Source organism: Neobacillus drentensis (assembly GCF_036962125.1).
Classification (GTDB): domain Bacteria; phylum Bacillota; class Bacilli; order Bacillales; family Cytobacillaceae; genus Neobacillus; species Neobacillus drentensis_B.
On sequence record NZ_JBALOA010000012.1, the window covers coordinates 1 to 16,811 of the forward strand.

The window sequence follows — 16,811 nt, forward strand, 5'->3', positions numbered from 1 at the left end:
ATTATCGCGTTTTAGGGAAATGGATTTACTATCCTCTATATTTCCGGCTCGATCGCTACTGCGATAATCGATGGTGGAGATGCCATTTGTGTTTATCAAAATCGAACTTTCATACGTTTTCCAGTCGCCTTCATTCACACGGTATTCGGTTTTCTCAACACCGGCTCCTTCGTCAGATGCTGAAAGTGTGATACTGACTTCTGATTTGTACCACTCATTGGTACCGTCTGGTTTGCCTGGAGTACTTTCAGCCTTTGTAACCGGTTTGATATTATCGAGTTTTAGGGAAATGGATTTACTATCCTCTACATTTCCAGCCTTATCGATGCTGTGGTAGGCAATGGTGTAATTACCACCTGTTTTTACCGAAATTGAACCTTCATAGTTCTGCCAGTTACCCTCACTGACACGGTATTCGATTTTTTCTACACCGGCTCCTTCGTCTGATGGCGATAGTGTAATACTGACAGGTGATTTATACCACTCATTGGTTCCATCTGGCTCCCCTGGCACGACATTAGCCATTGTAAATGGCTTAGTAGTATCCAGCTTAAATGATATAGACTTGATCCCCTCAATATTTCCATTTTTGTCTATACTATGAAACTCAACCGTGTAGGGACCATTCTCTGTCGCAGGAATGGCTCCAGTGTAGACCTTCCACTCGCCATTATTGATTCTATATTCGGTTTTCTCTACTCCTGAATCTTGATCGACCGCAGTTAAGGTAATGCTTGCATCTTTCGTATACCAACCATTTGTACCATTCGGATTTTCAGGTGTGATTTTTGCTGTTGTGACTGGTGGTTCTTGGTCTTCTGGTAGTCTGTTATTATACAAATCAGTAATTTCAGCTGGACTTAATGAGTAGTTATAGGCCCTGAAATCATCCATTAGACCGCGGAAGTACTCTGTGACTCCTGGCGGGTCATAACCAATCAGCAACTGACCGTTATCATTCTTAAATACATCGTTCCAAGGTTTTGTATCTACTAGAGTTTCATTCACATAAAATTTGACGTTGCTGCCATCCCATGTGGTTGTGAACAAGTACCATTCTTTGAGATTAGTTTTTACTGTTGTGAATAGATGATCCGGCGAAGTTGTCGAACCGCCAGTCAATCTTACACCTGGAGAGACTCCGGATGGATCATGAAGTAGCGCATACGGACCGTACTCGGTGGTGTCACCTTTTGATAATATCGGTGACCATCCTCCGACTCCTTGATCTTCCTTATATAACCACATGGAAAACGAAAATGCGGTCGAAAGGTCAAGAGAATCATCATCCATTACTTTGATACCACTTTTTCCGTCAAATTTAGCTGCCTTCCCCTTAATACCATCGGCGAAGGTCATGTTCCCAGTAGGTGTACCATGGTTGTTGTTTCCTGAATAATCCTTAAAGTCGTTATCGAACGTGTATAAGGCAACTAGTTTAGGATCCCGTACAGCCCGTACGGTAATATCTTTGCTGTCCTTAGTTGATCCGCCGTCATCATCGGTAACGGTAAGCGTAGCAGTATATACCTTATCTGGTGCATCTTTTTCTAATGACGGGTACGTATGACTTGTAGTACAAATATCTGAGGTTGTTCCATCCCCGAAGTCCCATCGGCACGTTTTTGCATCAGCTCCCGGATCGTAGATATTTGCTGAAAAGGTTAACTTTTGTTCTGAACGCACGGTTATATCCCTGCCGACATCAACTGTCGGGGCAACATTAACCGGCGTAATGGTTTTTGTGACCTGTTGCTTCTTTCCATTTTTATCAACAGTTTCTAATGTGATGGTATATGTTTCGTTATCTCTATAAATATGATCATATGTTCCAGCGGTCGTCGTAAATGGAGAGGAACCATCGCCGAATTTCCACGTACTTGACACGATATTCCCCTCATCAAAACCAACAGAGGTATTGTAGAAGTTAACGTATTCTCCTTCTTTTGGTGTTTTTGGCAAGAAGGCGAAATCAGCTGATTGAACAATCTGATCTAAAGAGTAGGAACTGGTATTGCCAGCCTCGTCAGTAGCTTTTAAGCTGATCGTATACGTACCAGGTTCCGCATAAACATGCGTCGGATTTTTTTCCGTACTCACTGGGGTGTTGTCACCAAAATTCCATTCCCATGATACGATGTCGTTTTCTGGATCCGTCGATTGGTTTGCGAATGTTACTGTTGGCGTACTTACTTGACTGGTTTTAACTTTAAATTGTTGAGTAGAAATAACAGTATCCCCGCCATGTGAATTAAGAGGGCGGTACATAATATATTTTGCCAATACAGGTTGCGTCAATTTAAATTCCTGTAACGTCCCATTGTTGGCGGTTGTTGCCTTTAATACCGTTTTAAATGCGCCATCATCCAAGGTTGTCGTGGATACAGCCACCTCAAAGTCCTTTACGCGCTGGCTTGGGAAACCAGGGCGTGGCATCACTTGGATCCGATCAATTAAATACGTTTTGTTGTCGGCTAAACTGATTTTCACCCATTGATTGTCCCTCTGAGCTGTAGCCCAGGGATTGGAGTTTAAGTTCGTATCAAGCATGAGCTGTGCTGAATGACCTGAATCATATTGACTAGAGAAGGCCTCTACCTTTGCCCCAGATTCAAAGAGAGCTACGTTTTTTCCTAGACCGTCTGGATAGAACAATGCTTTAGGGGATAGGCTGATATCAGATGTCTCAGGATTGCAATCATCATCCTTCCCATTACCACGCTTCTCTTTTGCACCAGGATTGACAGTTGAATCTCCGTCATTACAATCCACATTAGCATTCCATTTGTCACCGTCGTTGTCCGGCATAAGGACAGACACTGGCCAGCTGACCGTCTCGTATCCACTTCGATGAGAGGAATCCGTTACAATCGCTTCAATAATGTGTTTACCGACTTTATCGTCTGAAGGTTTGTATGTGAATCCACTTCCTGTTCCAACATGAACACGGTCTACATACCACTCGATTTGAACCTGATCACCTTCTGGATCTGTTGCTTCTATCGCAAAGTCCTTGGCGTCACCGGCTATTACTACTGTTTCTGCCCGATCAGGTGACATGCTGGTGATGGTTGGACCATGGTTGCTATTTTCAATAAAAACAGTAGCATAACCAATGTTTGACCATCCATCGGCATTTGTGACTTTTAATCCCACTAGTTTATTTGTATTTCGGTCGTACGCAAAGGTTGGTTTTGCTTCCGTCGCATCATCAAACGCCCCGTCACCATCCAAATCCCATTCATACTTTACAATTTCACTGGGGCTTGTCGAAGCGGAGCCGTCAAAAGTAATCGTGCTACCTTCAGGATCTGAATATGGACCGCCGGCGTTGACAATCGGTGCACGGTCATTCACGGATGGCATGGCTGTCAGATAAGCTATCCAATTTTCATTCATATTCTTTGCAAGTTCTTCAAAGGCTGCACTCAGACTTTGATTCGTGGTGCGTAAGGAATCTAGTTGATTCAACAATCCATTTTTGTTGAACGAAAAGCTATCAGCTACAAGATTTGTCTTCATCTCGCTAATTTGTGAATTAGTTAAACCCATGTTTTTTAAATCACGCACAAAATCTGGATCAAAACCCTGTGCCGCAACTTCATCTCTAAAAGCTTGAAGATCGGTAGCTGTCTGATCGAGTGGACGCGGATCTGCATCTAGTACGTTCTTTGCAATTTCAATGGCTTTATTGGTGCGTGCAATTTGTAGCTTTAGCTGAGCTGCATAGTCTTGAACAGCTCGCGCATGGATAAGTGACCAGTCACCATTTTTTTCAATGGCACTTCCTTGGTATTTTTCAATAGAAGTTAAGAACGCCTTAAGTAATGGAGCTTCATTGCCAAGTTCGTTACCGATACCAACAAAGGCAATCGTTTCTGGATCATTGCTTTCCGTTTCAAGTAATTCTCGTGTATCAAGAGGTGTTAGCTTTTGAAAGTCAGGGTTCGGTGGATCGGCAGCAATCCCTCTATAATGGGAAGCAGTTGATAGAATTTGTTTCAACGCCAGTTGTTTAGGATTCACACCAGTGGCCCACTCAACACCCATCGTTAGTCCGGTGAAAAATCCATCAAATAATGCACTGTTTTGCACATCCCATGAAGTAGTTGTACCTGGAAGTGGCCCGCCTCCCATCTTGGGACAGACCAACGTAAGACTGAAGCTCGTGCTAACGGAAATGGCCGTCTCCTTTAGTCCGCCGCACTGCCACACTTTTCCAACCGTACCGAGCTTTGATTGGATCGCAAAGAAATCTTTATAAGCAGCATGAACACTTTCATACCATTCTTGAGCTTCAGCTGCTTTTGCCTTTGCTCTAGCAATGGCTGGGTCTGCCATAATATCTGGCATATCAGTAGGGAAGACAACCTCAAAGGCATCTGGAAATACCTTATCCTCCGGTGATACTTTCCCGTCTTGACATTCGTCATATACAACTGTGTATTTTCCAGGTCCTATCTTTCCGCCTGGTGTTGTATAGCCGATTACTTCAGAAATAAACAATCCCCCGTGAACCCCTTCAACAGTGTTGGGAGAGCCTGACACATCCTGCAGCTTTTCATCGGGTAGGCCCTGTCCGCTTGGTACAACATAAATGTCAGCAAACGGTTCAATGAAGTCATCAGCCCCACCATCCGCACAGCCTTTTAAAAACTCGATTTGCCCTGTATGGATCCGAATCTCTTGATTTGGCCCAAACGAAGCAAAGGTTTTCCCATCCTCACTCCACATCAAAAATTGTGACCCTGCCTGTGCAGACGGCAAGGCACCCCCTCCCAATATGTACATCAGTACTAGTTGGAGAATAAACAACACCTTTAATCCCTTTTTGAAACGCCTTTTCAGATTCTTCCCCCTCACTCAATTATCCCCTCCCTTTCATTTTTCGTTGGTAATCGACAATATTTTAAATATTCTGTAAATTACCAAATAAATCTTATCATAGGCAGGTTTGAAAGTATAGGTAATTTTTCCCTTAATAATTAAAATTTTACATATGTTTGTCCTGATACAAGTTAGGTATCAAACTTCTAAATGTAAATGGAATGTATGATACAATCTATTTACCATTGATATGAAAAAGAAGGATTCTCAAAGGAAGGGAAAGACACTTGAACATACCATTAAATCAAAAACTCATCAAAGAAATGTGTGGCACTGTCTCCTTCAAACGAGGAGATTATTTTTATCAAACAAATAAAGTAACATTTGAACAGTATCGACCCGATCGTTGTCACGCAACGGTAGCCGGAGACGAAAACTTCCATGTGACCATTAAGACGAACGGTAATGATGAGATATTCGCAGAATGCACCTGCCCGAAGCTGGCCTCGTTTACAAAGGATTGCCAGCATATTGCCGCGGTATTGCTAGCTATTTGCGGACATCAACAGAAGGGGACCACCCCCCAAGTGTCTAATCCAGCCCATCAAGATCTAACAAACGGGTTGCTGACACTTTTCACAGATCAGCCTGTGCGCACAAGCGGTCATCAACTCCATTTTGAGAAAAGAATCGTCCTTGATGTCGAGTTTACCTGTAAACCAGTGGATATTGGCAGGGGAAGGAATCTATTCGCAATTGAAATGGATATCGCTACCTTCCCTGTTCAAAATATCCGTCAGTTTTTGGAGCAAGTAAGAGCCGGAAAGGAGTATTCACTGTCTAATTCATTTAGTTATGATCCAAGTCAGCATTGCTTTGAACGGGAAACCAATGCCATCCTTGAGCAACTCATCCAGGTGCTTGGCGATGAAAAGGTGTATGTAAATATGGTACCTTACACCCATCCATCACAAATGCTGCTCATTCCATCATCTTCGTGGGAACGTCTGCAACTTTTGCTGCCAAAGATTTCACGCGTGAAGGTAGAGTATGGGGACGTTAGTTTTGCCGGTCTAAATACATCAGACGAACTACCATTAAAGTTCGATTTCTCGGAAGAAGCGAATGGGAGCGGCTATCAACTAATGGTGAAGGATTTACATCGGATGATTTTCCTCGACTCGTATGCTTCTATTTTCTATGAGGGGAAAATTACCAAGTTGGAGGATCAGGACTATAAACGTCTAGCGGACCTGAAGAAGATGCTGGATGCTTCAGGAACCAATCAAATTCCCATTCCAGAACAGCAAATTCAATTTTTTCTGGAAAAGGTGGCGCCCGGCTTAAAAAGAATAGGGCAGGTTACCGTTACTGAAGCGATTAAACGGCAAGTGATGAATACTCCACTTGTTGCCAAACTGTATCTTGATCGGGTGAAAAACCGTTTGCTTGCCGGAATTGAATTTCAGTACGACAATTGGATCATTAACCCGCTCGAAAACAGAGAGTTTCCGACAGGGTCGATGGTACGTGATGTTGATAGGGAAGATGAAATCCTGCAAATCATGGAAGATAGTTCGTTTGCTAAGACGGACGGGGGATATTTCCTCCATAATGAAGAACTCGAATTTGACTTCTTGACCTATGCTGTTCCTAAACTTCAAAAGCTGGTCCGAATTTATGCCACGACGGCGGTAAGAAATCGGATTTTCAGAGAGAATGTCCGCCCCATGGTGAGAGTGAAGGTCAAAAAAGAACGGACCAATTGGCTCGAATTCAAATTTGAAATGGAGGGTTTTCCTGAAAGAGACATACGTGAGGTATTGGCGTCATTAGAGGAAAAACGGAAATATTATCGATTGCCCAATGGATCGCTGCTCTCGCTGCAAACGAAAGAATTCGAGGAAATTCAGCGTTTTCTTCATTCACCTTTAGTCAAGGATAAGGATCTAGTCGATGGTTTAGATATACCAATGGAGCAGTGTCTTCAGCTCCTTGATACGGTTGAGGTTAGTAATGCCTTTAAGCTGGAGGAATCCTTCCGTCAGTTCCTCGATCACCTGCACAATCCAGCCAAGTTAAAGTTCGAGGTGCCGTCAAGTTTAAATCCAATATTGAAAGATTATCAAAAGATCGGGTTTAGCTGGATGAAAACACTGGCCTACTATGGATTTGGGGGAATTTTAGCCGATGATATGGGGCTCGGAAAAACGATTCAAAGTATCGCTTTTATGGTGTCAGTGCAATCCGAAATCCGTAAAAACAACTTGCCTACACTGGTTGTTTGTCCGTCATCGTTGACGTATAACTGGCTGAGTGAGATTCGGAAATTTGCCCCCGATCTAAAGGCGGTTGTTATTGACGGAACGAAGGTTGAGCGGACAAGCCTGCTGAAGAAAGGAACCGAGGCAGATGTGATAATTATCTCCTACCCACTACTTCGCCGTGAGATTAGTTGGTTCGAGAAGCAATACTTTCATACGGTGTTTTTTGATGAAGCGCAAGCCTTTAAGAATCCATTGACGCAAACCGCTCGAGCGGTAAAGAAACTGCAGGCTAATCATCGCTTTGCACTTACCGGTACACCGGTTGAAAATTCAGAAGTGGAACTTTGGTCGATTTTTCACGTTGTTTTTCCAGAGCTTTTCCTTGGTTTGAAGGAATATAGCCAGCTTTCTAGGGTAAAGATTGCGCGGAGAATCCGTCCGTTTTTGCTGCGGAGGTTGAAGGAGGATGTACTAGGGGAGCTTCCTGAAAAAATCGAATCACAGGAATCAGTGGAGTTGCTCCCGGAACAAAAGAGACTGTATGCAGCCTATTTGGCGAAACTGCGGCACGATACGTTTAAGCATTTAGATAAGGATACCATTCGAAAAAATCGCATCAAGATCTTGGCGGGGATAACGCGCCTGCGGCAGATTTGTTGTCACCCAAGTTTGTTTGTCGATGGATATCAAGGGAATTCAGCTAAATTTGAACAACTCCTCCAAATTATTGAAGAATCGAAACTCTCTGGTCGAAGGGTGTTAATTTTTTCTCAGTTCACCAAAATGCTTGATCTGATTGGCAAGGCGTTAACCTCGAAGGGGCATGCCTATTTTTACCTGGATGGAACCACTCCAGCCCAAGAACGGGTTGAAATTTGCGAGCACTTTAATCGAGGGGAACGAGATTTATTCTTAATTTCCTTAAAAGCGGGCGGGACAGGTCTAAATTTGATGAGTGCCGATACCGTGATTTTATATGATACATGGTGGAATCCAGCTGTTGAAGAACAGGCAGCTGACCGTGCCCATCGGATGGGGCAGAAAAATGTCGTCCAGGTGATCAAGCTTGTTGCCCGTGGAACGATTGAAGAAAAAATGAATGAACTGCAAGAGAGAAAGCGGCACCTGATCGAAGAAATTATTGATTCGGATGAGAAAGTGATGTCTGCGCTAACCGAGGAGGATATCAGAGAAATATTAATGATATGAAAAAAGGAACTGACTTGTGCAGTTCCTTTTTCTAATGTTTTAAGCGCCAATAAAAATTAGAGATTGGCGGAGACCTAGTAACGCATATTGTCTTATAAAACTAAAGGCAAACAGTGCGATAATCGGTGAAAAATCAATCGGACCAAGCGGAGGGATAAACCTTCTAAACAATCCTAAATAAGGTTCAACCAATTTGGCAACCCAGAGACCAAGCCTTGATGCTTGAAATTGAGGAAACCAAGAACCGAAAATCGAAATTAAGATTAACCAATAATAAATCTCAAAAGCATACTGACCAACCATAAAAATATAAGAACCCAATATAGATCTTCCATTCTTTAGTAATTTATTTATCATACAAGCTTGTGGCTTTATTTATATACGATTAAGGTCCGATAAAGTTTCAAAATATTATCTTAAATATTTTGTTGTAGCGGCACTAGGACCTTAGAATTAAAATCTGCATAACGTTCGATATAAAAATCGGCTTCAATGTATCGATTTTGAAAGGCACATGTTTTAATCTTTAATTCTCGAGCGGGAATTAAATCCAGGTCTCGGTCACCAACGACTAAATCGATTTGAAAACTTTTTAGAACATACTCATATGAGGCGCGGTGTGGCTTTCTTGTAAATCCCTGTTCCTCAACGGATACAATATCTTTAAAGTATTTTCTCAAATGATATTTCTCCAGGAGATAGATGGTGGATTCTTTATCGCGGTGTGTAACAATAATATTGGTATCAACAGCGGACAAAGCCTCCTCTAATTGTTCAAACGGTTTGCTTTCTGTCTTTGAATAATAGTTATGTAAATTTTGGTACTCTTGTCGGCGCTCTTCATCAATTCCATAATGTTTAAACGCTGTTTTGGAATCGATTTTTAGCCATTTCAGAACCTCATCCCGTTCTAGGTCTTGTTGACTGAGGGTGATGAATCCAGAGACAAGGGCTGGATAGGTATCAAAAAGGGTTCCGTCGAAATCCCATAGTACGTTAATAATAATCCCTCTTTTCAAAAACGTTTTGCTTTTTCTTTTTAGAGAGTACCATAAGTTGAAAATAAAGAAAAATCATTAGGCGCATTGGAGAGAGGAATTTGTTATACTTTTCCTAAGGAATGCACATGTTAATAGATAGAAATGAGGGATAACCATGCCATTTGATAGCTCCACACTAGGATTACCGTATTTTAGCCTTGATTCAGCATCCGTTGACAAAAGTCCGAGTGAATTGGTCATAACTGACGAAACGAAAGAAAACTATTACATAGTCTCTCGGGAAGTCTACGCGGACGGCCCGCAACAAAATGGGTATATCATTGTTGTAGAAGAAGGAGAGTAATGCACTCTCCTTTTTGCTTGCTTCTTTTTATTGATTGTTTAGCAGGAAAAGCAGGAATGAACGAGTAATTTAAATATAGATGTCTGTATTTTAAAATAAAGGGCGTGTTTACATGAGCTATCAACAAAAGACAAAAGAAACCGGTCACAGTGTGATTGAGTTTATGAAAACGTGCTAGTGAGATAAAGTAAGAGCGGCTCATTGACCGATAGGAGAAAATAAGAGTTCGAACGGTAAAAGAGAGAGCGGCTCATTGACCGATAGGAGAAGTGGGGGAATTTTTGATGAAATCAGTGTTAATACTTGGGGGAACACAGTTTGTTGGTAAAAGATTAGTCCAGTTATTTTTAAATGAAGGGATTGAAGTGACCATCGCGACTCGGGGGTTGACCTCTGATTCCTTTGGTAATCAAGTGGCTAGATTAAAAGTAAGTCGCGAAGACTCTGCTTCACTCGTCCAAGCCTTTCACAATAAAAGCTGGGATGTTGTCTATGATCAAACCTGCTATTCTTCACAAGAAGCCCAGGATACCCTGCAGGCACTTGAAGGGAAAATCCAAAAATACGTGTTTACTTCCAGTCAAGCAGTCTATGATTTTGGAACCAATCATAAGGAAGAAAACTTTAATCCACTAGAATATTCCCCGATTCTAAAAAGCAGGGGAGAGTACATCGGCTATGTAGGGTACCAGGAAGCCAAGCGTGCTGCTGAAGCCATTCTTTTTCAAAATGCACAAATTCCAGTAGTGGCTGTCCGTTTTCCAATTATTGTCGGTAAAGACGATTATACGAATCGGCTTAAATTTCACGTTGATCACGTGAAAAATGAGAAAGCGATGTATATCGAAAATCCCGATTTTAGATATAGTTTTATCGATTCAGAGGAAGCAGCTAAGTTTTTATTTAGTATTGCGAAGTCTGACTATCAGGGAGCCATTAATCCTGGTTCAAGTGACGATAGCAGTTTAAAAGAATTAGTAACGTTTATCGAGGACCAGACAGAAACCAAAGCAAAATTAGATGTAAATGGGGATCCCTCACCATATAATTTGCCTGGTTCTTGGTCAGTTGATACTAGCCTTGCCAATTCATTGGGGTATAATTTTACATCATTGAAAACATTATTAGAGCAATTAATCAATTACTATAAATAAAAATATTTTATGAAAAAACGCTTTCCACATTTGTAGTGGAAAGCGTTTGTGTTTTTACCCGATAAAACTCGCCAGCTCATGTGTAAACTTCTTTTGCTCCTCCCAAAACAATCCGTGGCCGCTATGTTCAAACCAGACAAGTTTGGAATTAACCATTCCCTGGCGGAGGACGGAGGCCAATGGAGGTAAACAAACTTGATCATGTTTTCCATGAAGAATCAATGTAGGTGCCTGAATTTTTTTAATATCAGAGAAGAGAGTTTCATCTCTTAAGGAAGCAAGTAAACCAGCGGTGGAATGGCCAGCCGCTTCCAGTCCTAATTGAAAGAACCAGTCTGAGAATGGTTTTGTAAGGGCTTGATGGAAGAACATATTGGTAAAATCCGCCAACATTTTCGGACGATCGTTATAAATCTGCAGCATTAATGCATGGATATCCTTTGCCTCTAGGCCAAAAGGAAATCCCGGTCTCTTAATAAAACTAGGAGCTGCGGCCCCAAAAAGGGCTAGTTTCGAAACCCCATAGCCATTGTGTCGAGCCATATACCTGATAACAATCGCGCCGCCAACAGAATGGCCGGCAAGAGTGAAATTTTGTAATCGCAGTGCTTTAACAATTTGGCGAATATCATCAGCGAGGCGGTCATAAGAGTAACCTTCCCAAGGCTTATCTGACTTTCCAAATCCCCTTAGATCAATCCCTATGCAGCGGTACCCCATTGCAGGAAGGACATTAAACTGATATTCAAATAATTTATGGCTGGCAGGCCATCCATGGACAAAGAGGATGGTCTTAGTACTTTTTGGATTAACATCTTCTACATATATATTTACTTGAGATGCCACTTTAACATAATACCCCATTTTCTATCCCCCCTTGAAAAAGCATGAAAAGTACATTTACAAATAAGCTATTCGTCGATAGCTAGGCTAATACATTAGTGAACATTTTCGTACAAGTTTTAGATAACCACTTTTTCTGTATCTAATAGTTTAAAATGGTGAAGGTAGGTGGAAGAAAAGCTTTCTCCTTGAAAAAGATCAAATAGTAAAAATAAAAATAAATTTCGTTCAACTACGAGTTGTTTCTAAAATAAAGGACTGGAGCTGGTTATGGTTATGGAGAAAAAGAGGGTAGTTATCATTGGTGGAGGAATTACAGGTTTATCGACAGCTTATTATCTACAAAAAGAGATAAAAGAGAAATCCCTGCCGCTTGAAGTAAAGCTGTATGAAGCGAGTAATCGTTTTGGCGGTGTCATCCACACCGTGAAAAAGGACGGCTTTATTATTGAAAAAGGCCCAGATTCTATTCTCGGAAGGAAACCAAGTGCCCTGAAATTAATTAAAGAGGTTGGCCTAGGAAATAAAGTAGTTTCCAATACAGCCGGGAAATCATATATTTACGCCCGTGGAAAGATTCACTCAATGCCAGAGGGAGCATTTATGGGCATCCCTACTCAGGTTACACCGTTTGCGCTTTCAGGACTTTTTTCCCCATTAGGGAAACTCCGTGCAGCGGGCGATTTTATTTTACCAAAAGGAAAAGAAAAGGCGGATCAATCTCTTGGTGAGTTTTTCCGAAGAAGGCTTGGCGATGAGATTGTGGATAACTTAATCGATCCGCTGTTGTCAGGGATTTATGCCGGGGACATCGACCGCTTAAGCTTAATGTCCTTGTTTCCAATGTTTTATCATATGGAGCAAAAACACAGAAGCCTTGTACTGGGCTTGAAAAAAACGATGCCAGTTCCCCCTAAAGCGGCAAAAAAAGAACCTTCAAAAAAAGGTATGTTCATCTCCTTATCAACAGGTTTGGAATCGTTAATTGACGAAGTCGTCAAACGGATGGATGAGGGAGCTCTTAGCAAAGGAAATCCTGTGGAAAAAATTGTCAGAGACCAGAGCCACTATCGGATTACTTTTGCGAATGGAAGGGTTGAACAAGCCGACAGTGTCGTTATTGCGACAGAACATTTTCACGCAAAAAAAATGCTTTCTGACTATCCTTTCATGGAGACGTTTGCTCAGATGCCATCCTATTCGGTCGCAAATGTGGCGATGGCATTTCCAAAGTCGGCGATTAAACAGGACATTGAGGGAACGGGATTTCTCGTGTCAAGAAACAGTGATTTTAGAATAACTGCCTGCACATGGACACATAAAAAATGGCCAAACACAACCCCAAAGGATATGGCTTTATTACGGTCCTACGTTGGAAAGCCAAATGACCAAGCGGCAGTTGATCTATCAGATGAAGAGATCATTGCTATTGCTTTAAGGGATTTAAATAAGACCATGAACATCACCGAAAAGCCGCTCTTTCATATTATTACAAGATGGAAGAAAGCCATGCCTCAATACAATGTGGGACATATTGAACGGATGAAGAGTGTAAAGGAATCGCTAGCTAAGGAGCTGCCCGGAGTATTTTTAGCCGGTGGTTCATATGAAGGTGTCGGTATCCCGGATTGTATTGATCAAGGAGAAGTTGCAGTTAAAAAGGTCCTGGAGTTTTTACAATAGTATTGAGGCCATAATAGTGTTGATGAAAAATAATTCAATGTCCAGTGGAGAGGGAGAGCGTTCCCTCTCTCTTTTTATTTTACTAATAAAAAGGTAATAAACGTAAATATGTCCATTTGTTGTCGGATTTTGGGTAATTTAGAACCTATCAATAAATAGGCATGAAGTCTTGGTATATAAGGGATAATTACTATACTACTATTCTAAATGAGAGGAATTCCCACTTATATACTATTGTTTAGAACTTGAATAACATATAAAATATACTAAGATTGCTTGTATAGTAGAGAGAATGTATTAATTTTAATAGAAAGAAAACAGAGTTGATGACGAAAAGGATCAACTTTAAAATTATTTTAATATAAAAGGAGAAATGCAGATGAAAAAGATTAGTCTAGCTTGGCAGATATTCATTGGTCTGGCCCTCGGTATTATTGTCGGTGCGGTTTTTTATGGTAATCCACATGTGGCAAGCTACCTCCAGCCAATTGGCGATATATTTATCCGTTTAATTAAAATGATTGTTGTTCCCATTGTTATTTCCAGTCTAATTGTGGGTGTTGCTGGCGTTGGAGATATGAAGTCATTGGGGAAACTTGGCGGGAAAACCCTGTTATACTTTGAAATAATTACAACAATTGCCATCATAGTTGGTCTACTTGCTGCGAACGTATTTCAACCAGGAGATGGCGTTGATAAATCAAAACTTACCAAAACGGATATTAACAGTTATGTAAGTACGGCTGAACAGACAGAGTCACATTCTATGATTGACACCGTTGTGAATATTGTTCCAACAAATATCATTCAGTCATTAGCAAACGGCGAAATGCTGCCAATTATTTTCTTCTCTGTTATGTTCGGACTTGGGGTGGCTGCAATTGGAGAGAAAGGGGTACCAATCCTTAATTTCTTTAGAGGAACCGCAGATGCGATGTTCTTTGTCACCAACCAAATCATGAAGTTAGCGCCATTTGGTGTGTTTGCCTTAATTGGTGTTACTGTTTCGAAGTTTGGAATCACGTCATTAATTCCATTAGGAAAACTTGTCTTAGTTGTATACGGAGCGATGTTTTTCTTCATTCTAGTCGTTCTTGGATTAGCGGCTAAAATTGTCGGATATAACATTTTCCATCTCATTAAATATTTAAAAGACGAATTAATTTTAGGGTATACCACAGCAAGTTCAGAAACGGTTCTGCCTAAAATTATGGAAAAAATGGAGAAGCTGGGCTGTCCTAAGTCGATCACTTCCTTTGTCATTCCAACGGGATATTCGTTTAATCTCGATGGCTCGACGCTCTATCAAGCCATTGCTGCCTTGTTTATTGCACAAATGTATGGAATTCATATGACTATTGGGCATCAAATTACGTTAGTTCTTGTCTTGATGTTAACTTCTAAAGGTATTGCCGGGGTTCCTGGTGTATCGTTTGTTGTTCTACTTGCGACATTAGGAAGCGTAGGCATCCCTGTCGAAGGACTTGCATTTATTGCCGGTATTGACCGGATTCTTGATATGGCCCGTACCTGTGTAAACATTGTCGGAAACTCTTTGGCAGCGATCGTTATTACCAAATGGGAAGGCCATAAGCTTACTAATTACGAGGAACAAAAAGCAGCTTAATATTTGGAAAAAAAGACATCTTCGAAATGGGGATGTCTTTTTCGTTGTATCCAATATTGCAACCAATCATTCTGAACTTAAATATATTTTTAAAAACATACTTGACAGGTAGGAAAAGTCAGAATAAAATGTAAATAATTCAAATAGATTCATAGAGAAGATGAATTGAATATTAAGCTGATTGGAAAACCAAAGGCTTATACTCTGATAAATAGGGTATAAGTCTTTTTTATTAGAAAGGGGACAAAACATGAATTTTCCAATAAGTAAGTGGAGTCCACATTGTTGTTTGAAGGTTTCTCAACGAAATGGAATCAAGGATCTTTTTTTACTATAAAACCAAGTATTCTTATGTGATATCAGGAGTTTGGAGGAGGATGATTAGATGGCAACTTTGGATCAAGCACAAGCCAACTATATTATATCGACCCTAAAGGGGTTGGAGTACGGTTCGGTGGTGATCACGGTTCATGATGGCACCATTACCCAAATCGATAAGACCGAGAAAACTCGATTTGCACAAAAAAAATACACCCCTAAAGAAAAAAAGTGACCAATGCTTTGATGATTTTTTAAAAACAGCCGATCAGACCACTGAAGGCTACTTATTTTTTAGATTATCCTTAAGATGATTACGGGCCATTTCTATTTGACGCTGAACGTCATGTTTTAAGTGATACTACTAAAAATAGGTAGTCTTTTTTGTTAAAAAAAGGAGGAAATGAAAATGAAAATAACTTACAAATTTACTACGGTACTACTTCTTGTCGCCCTTATTCTTGCGGGCTGCGGCAATCAGGCAAGTAATCAAAGCACTGAGAAAAAGGATAGTGGCACGAAACAGGAGACTACGAAAACAAAGGATCCTGTACAATTATTAAATGTATCCTATGACCCAACCAGGGAGCTTTATGAAGAATTCAACGGTGAATTCGCCAAGTATTGGGAAAAGGAAAAAGGACAAAAGGTGACGATTCAACAGTCACATGGCGGCTCAGGGAAACAAGGGCGTGCAGTCATTGATGGGCTTGAAGCAGATGTAGTAACACTAGCCTTGGCCTATGACATTGATGAAATTGCCAATATTGGCGGCTTACTTTCAACAGATTGGCAAACGAAACTGAAGGATAACTCGACTCCATATACATCTACAATCGTGTTTCTAGTTAGGAAGGGAAATCCAAAAGGAATTAAGGATTGGGATGATTTAACGAAAAAAGGCACTTCCGTTATTACTCCGAATCCAAAGACATCAGGTGGAGCTAGATGGAATTACTTAGCCGCTTGGGCGTATGCAAAGGATAAATATAATGGTGATGAAACAAAAATTAAAAAATTTATGAGCCAGCTCTATAAAAATGTTGAAGTGTTAGATTCTGGTGCACGCGGTGCAACGACTACTTTCGTTGAACGTGGCATTGGCGATGTCTTGATTGCTTGGGAGAATGAGGCATTTTTAACACTGAATGAATTAGGCAAAGACAAATTTGAAATTGTCGTTCCTTCGATTAGTATTCTGGCCGAACCGCCAGTAGCCGTGGTAGATAAGAACGTTGATAAAAAGGGAACCAGAGAGGTAGCAGAGGCTTATTTAAACTATTTGTACAGTGATGTAGGACAGGAAATTATCGCAAAGAACTATTATCGCCCGCGTAATCAAGCGATTCTTGACAAGTATGCAAATGTCTTTCCAAAAATTAATCTAGTGACGATTGACAAAGATTTTGGCGGTTGGAAAAAAGCACAAGAGACGCACTTTAATGATGGAGGCACGTTTGACCAGATTTACCAGCCATAGTTAGTAGTTCTGTTAGTGGGGTGTCCCTTAATCCTTTTGAGTGGGATGCCCTCTATGTA

At 40.9% G+C, this 16,811-nt stretch carries 11 protein-coding genes; 7 read left to right on the plus strand and 4 right to left on the minus strand.

The features are described 5' to 3' along the window. A partial coding sequence (locus tag V7121_RS10900) for an OmpL47-type beta-barrel domain-containing protein (RefSeq protein WP_335546564.1) occupies positions 1-4,767 on the minus strand: 4,767 nt, incomplete at its 3' end. A 347-nt stretch (positions 4,768-5,114) separates the two neighbouring features. Between V7121_RS10900 and V7121_RS10905 the strand changes: the two genes are divergently transcribed. Then, positions 5,115-8,303, plus strand: coding sequence for a DEAD/DEAH box helicase (locus V7121_RS10905; protein ID WP_335546566.1), 3,189 nt, complete (start codon positions 5,115-5,117; stop codon positions 8,301-8,303). A gap of 39 nt (positions 8,304-8,342) precedes the next feature. Here the strand turns inward: V7121_RS10905 and V7121_RS10910 are convergent, their stop codons facing one another. Both V7121_RS10910 and V7121_RS10915 read right to left on the minus strand, forming a co-directional pair. Continuing rightward, the gene (locus V7121_RS10910) at positions 8,343-8,606 is read right to left on the minus strand and encodes a YggT family protein (protein WP_335494435.1); all 264 of its coding nucleotides are present in this window, start codon (positions 8,604-8,606) and stop codon (positions 8,343-8,345) included. A 113-nt stretch (positions 8,607-8,719) separates the two neighbouring features. Next, complete coding sequence (locus V7121_RS10915) at positions 8,720-9,322, minus strand: HAD-IA family hydrolase (RefSeq protein WP_335494434.1); 603 nt, start codon at positions 9,320-9,322, stop codon at positions 8,720-8,722. 136 nt (positions 9,323-9,458) lie between these two features. Between V7121_RS10915 and V7121_RS10920 the strand changes: the two genes are divergently transcribed. Together V7121_RS10920 and V7121_RS10925 are read left to right on the plus strand one after the other, a co-directional pair. Continuing rightward, a complete protein-coding gene (locus V7121_RS10920) occupies positions 9,459-9,647 on the plus strand; it encodes a hypothetical protein (protein WP_335494433.1) in 189 nt (62 codons plus the stop codon). A 284-nt stretch (positions 9,648-9,931) separates the two neighbouring features. After that, positions 9,932-10,801, plus strand: a complete 870-nt coding sequence (locus V7121_RS10925) for an NAD-dependent epimerase/dehydratase family protein (RefSeq protein ID WP_335494431.1) — start codon at positions 9,932-9,934, stop codon at positions 10,799-10,801. 54 nt (positions 10,802-10,855) lie between these two features. On the opposite strand, the gene V7121_RS10930 is transcribed toward V7121_RS10925, so the two are convergent. Continuing rightward, on the minus strand, positions 10,856-11,665 hold the full coding sequence (locus V7121_RS10930; RefSeq protein WP_335494430.1) for an alpha/beta fold hydrolase: 810 nt from the start codon (positions 11,663-11,665) through the stop codon (positions 10,856-10,858). Positions 11,666-11,920: 255 nt separating this feature from the next. Between V7121_RS10930 and hemY the strand changes: the two genes are divergently transcribed. The 4 genes from hemY to V7121_RS10950 all read left to right on the plus strand — a co-directional run bounded on the left by hemY (position 11,921) and on the right by V7121_RS10950 (position 16,752). Then, positions 11,921-13,327: a protoporphyrinogen oxidase gene (gene hemY, locus V7121_RS10935; RefSeq protein WP_420490529.1), complete on the plus strand. Its 1,407-nt coding sequence runs from the start codon at positions 11,921-11,923 to the stop codon at positions 13,325-13,327. A 379-nt stretch (positions 13,328-13,706) separates the two neighbouring features. Next, entirely contained in the window at positions 13,707-14,954 is a 1,248-nt protein-coding gene (locus V7121_RS10940; protein WP_335494426.1) for a cation:dicarboxylate symporter family transporter, read from the plus strand. Between the two features lie 385 nt (positions 14,955-15,339). Next, a complete protein-coding gene (locus V7121_RS10945; protein ID WP_335494424.1) occupies positions 15,340-15,507 on the plus strand; it encodes a YezD family protein in 168 nt (55 codons plus the stop codon). A 174-nt stretch (positions 15,508-15,681) separates the two neighbouring features. Beyond that, positions 15,682-16,752 carry a sulfate ABC transporter substrate-binding protein gene (locus tag V7121_RS10950; protein WP_420490528.1) on the plus strand — a complete coding sequence of 357 codons (1,071 nt, stop codon included), beginning with the start codon at positions 15,682-15,684 and terminating at the stop codon, positions 16,750-16,752. The last annotated feature ends 59 nt before the right edge of the window (positions 16,753-16,811 follow it).

What these genes read in the sequence shown, in the direction of transcription:
- V7121_RS10910 (WP_335494435.1), bottom strand. Translation starts at nt 8,606, where the DNA reads ATGGTTGGTCAGTATGCTTTTGAGATTTATTATTGGTTAATCTTAATT.
- V7121_RS10920 (WP_335494433.1), top strand. Translation starts at nt 9,459, where the DNA reads ATGCCATTTGATAGCTCCACACTAGGATTACCGTATTTTAGCCTTGAT.
- V7121_RS10925 (WP_335494431.1), top strand. Translation starts at nt 9,932, where the DNA reads ATGAAATCAGTGTTAATACTTGGGGGAACACAGTTTGTTGGTAAAAGA.
- V7121_RS10930 (WP_335494430.1), bottom strand. Translation starts at nt 11,665, where the DNA reads ATGGGGTATTATGTTAAAGTGGCATCTCAAGTAAATATATATGTAGAA.
- hemY (WP_420490529.1), top strand. Translation starts at nt 11,921, where the DNA reads ATGGAGAAAAAGAGGGTAGTTATCATTGGTGGAGGAATTACAGGTTTA.
- V7121_RS10940 (WP_335494426.1), top strand. Translation starts at nt 13,707, where the DNA reads ATGAAAAAGATTAGTCTAGCTTGGCAGATATTCATTGGTCTGGCCCTC.
- V7121_RS10945 (WP_335494424.1), top strand. Translation starts at nt 15,340, where the DNA reads ATGGCAACTTTGGATCAAGCACAAGCCAACTATATTATATCGACCCTA.
- V7121_RS10950 (WP_420490528.1), top strand. Translation starts at nt 15,682, where the DNA reads ATGAAAATAACTTACAAATTTACTACGGTACTACTTCTTGTCGCCCTT.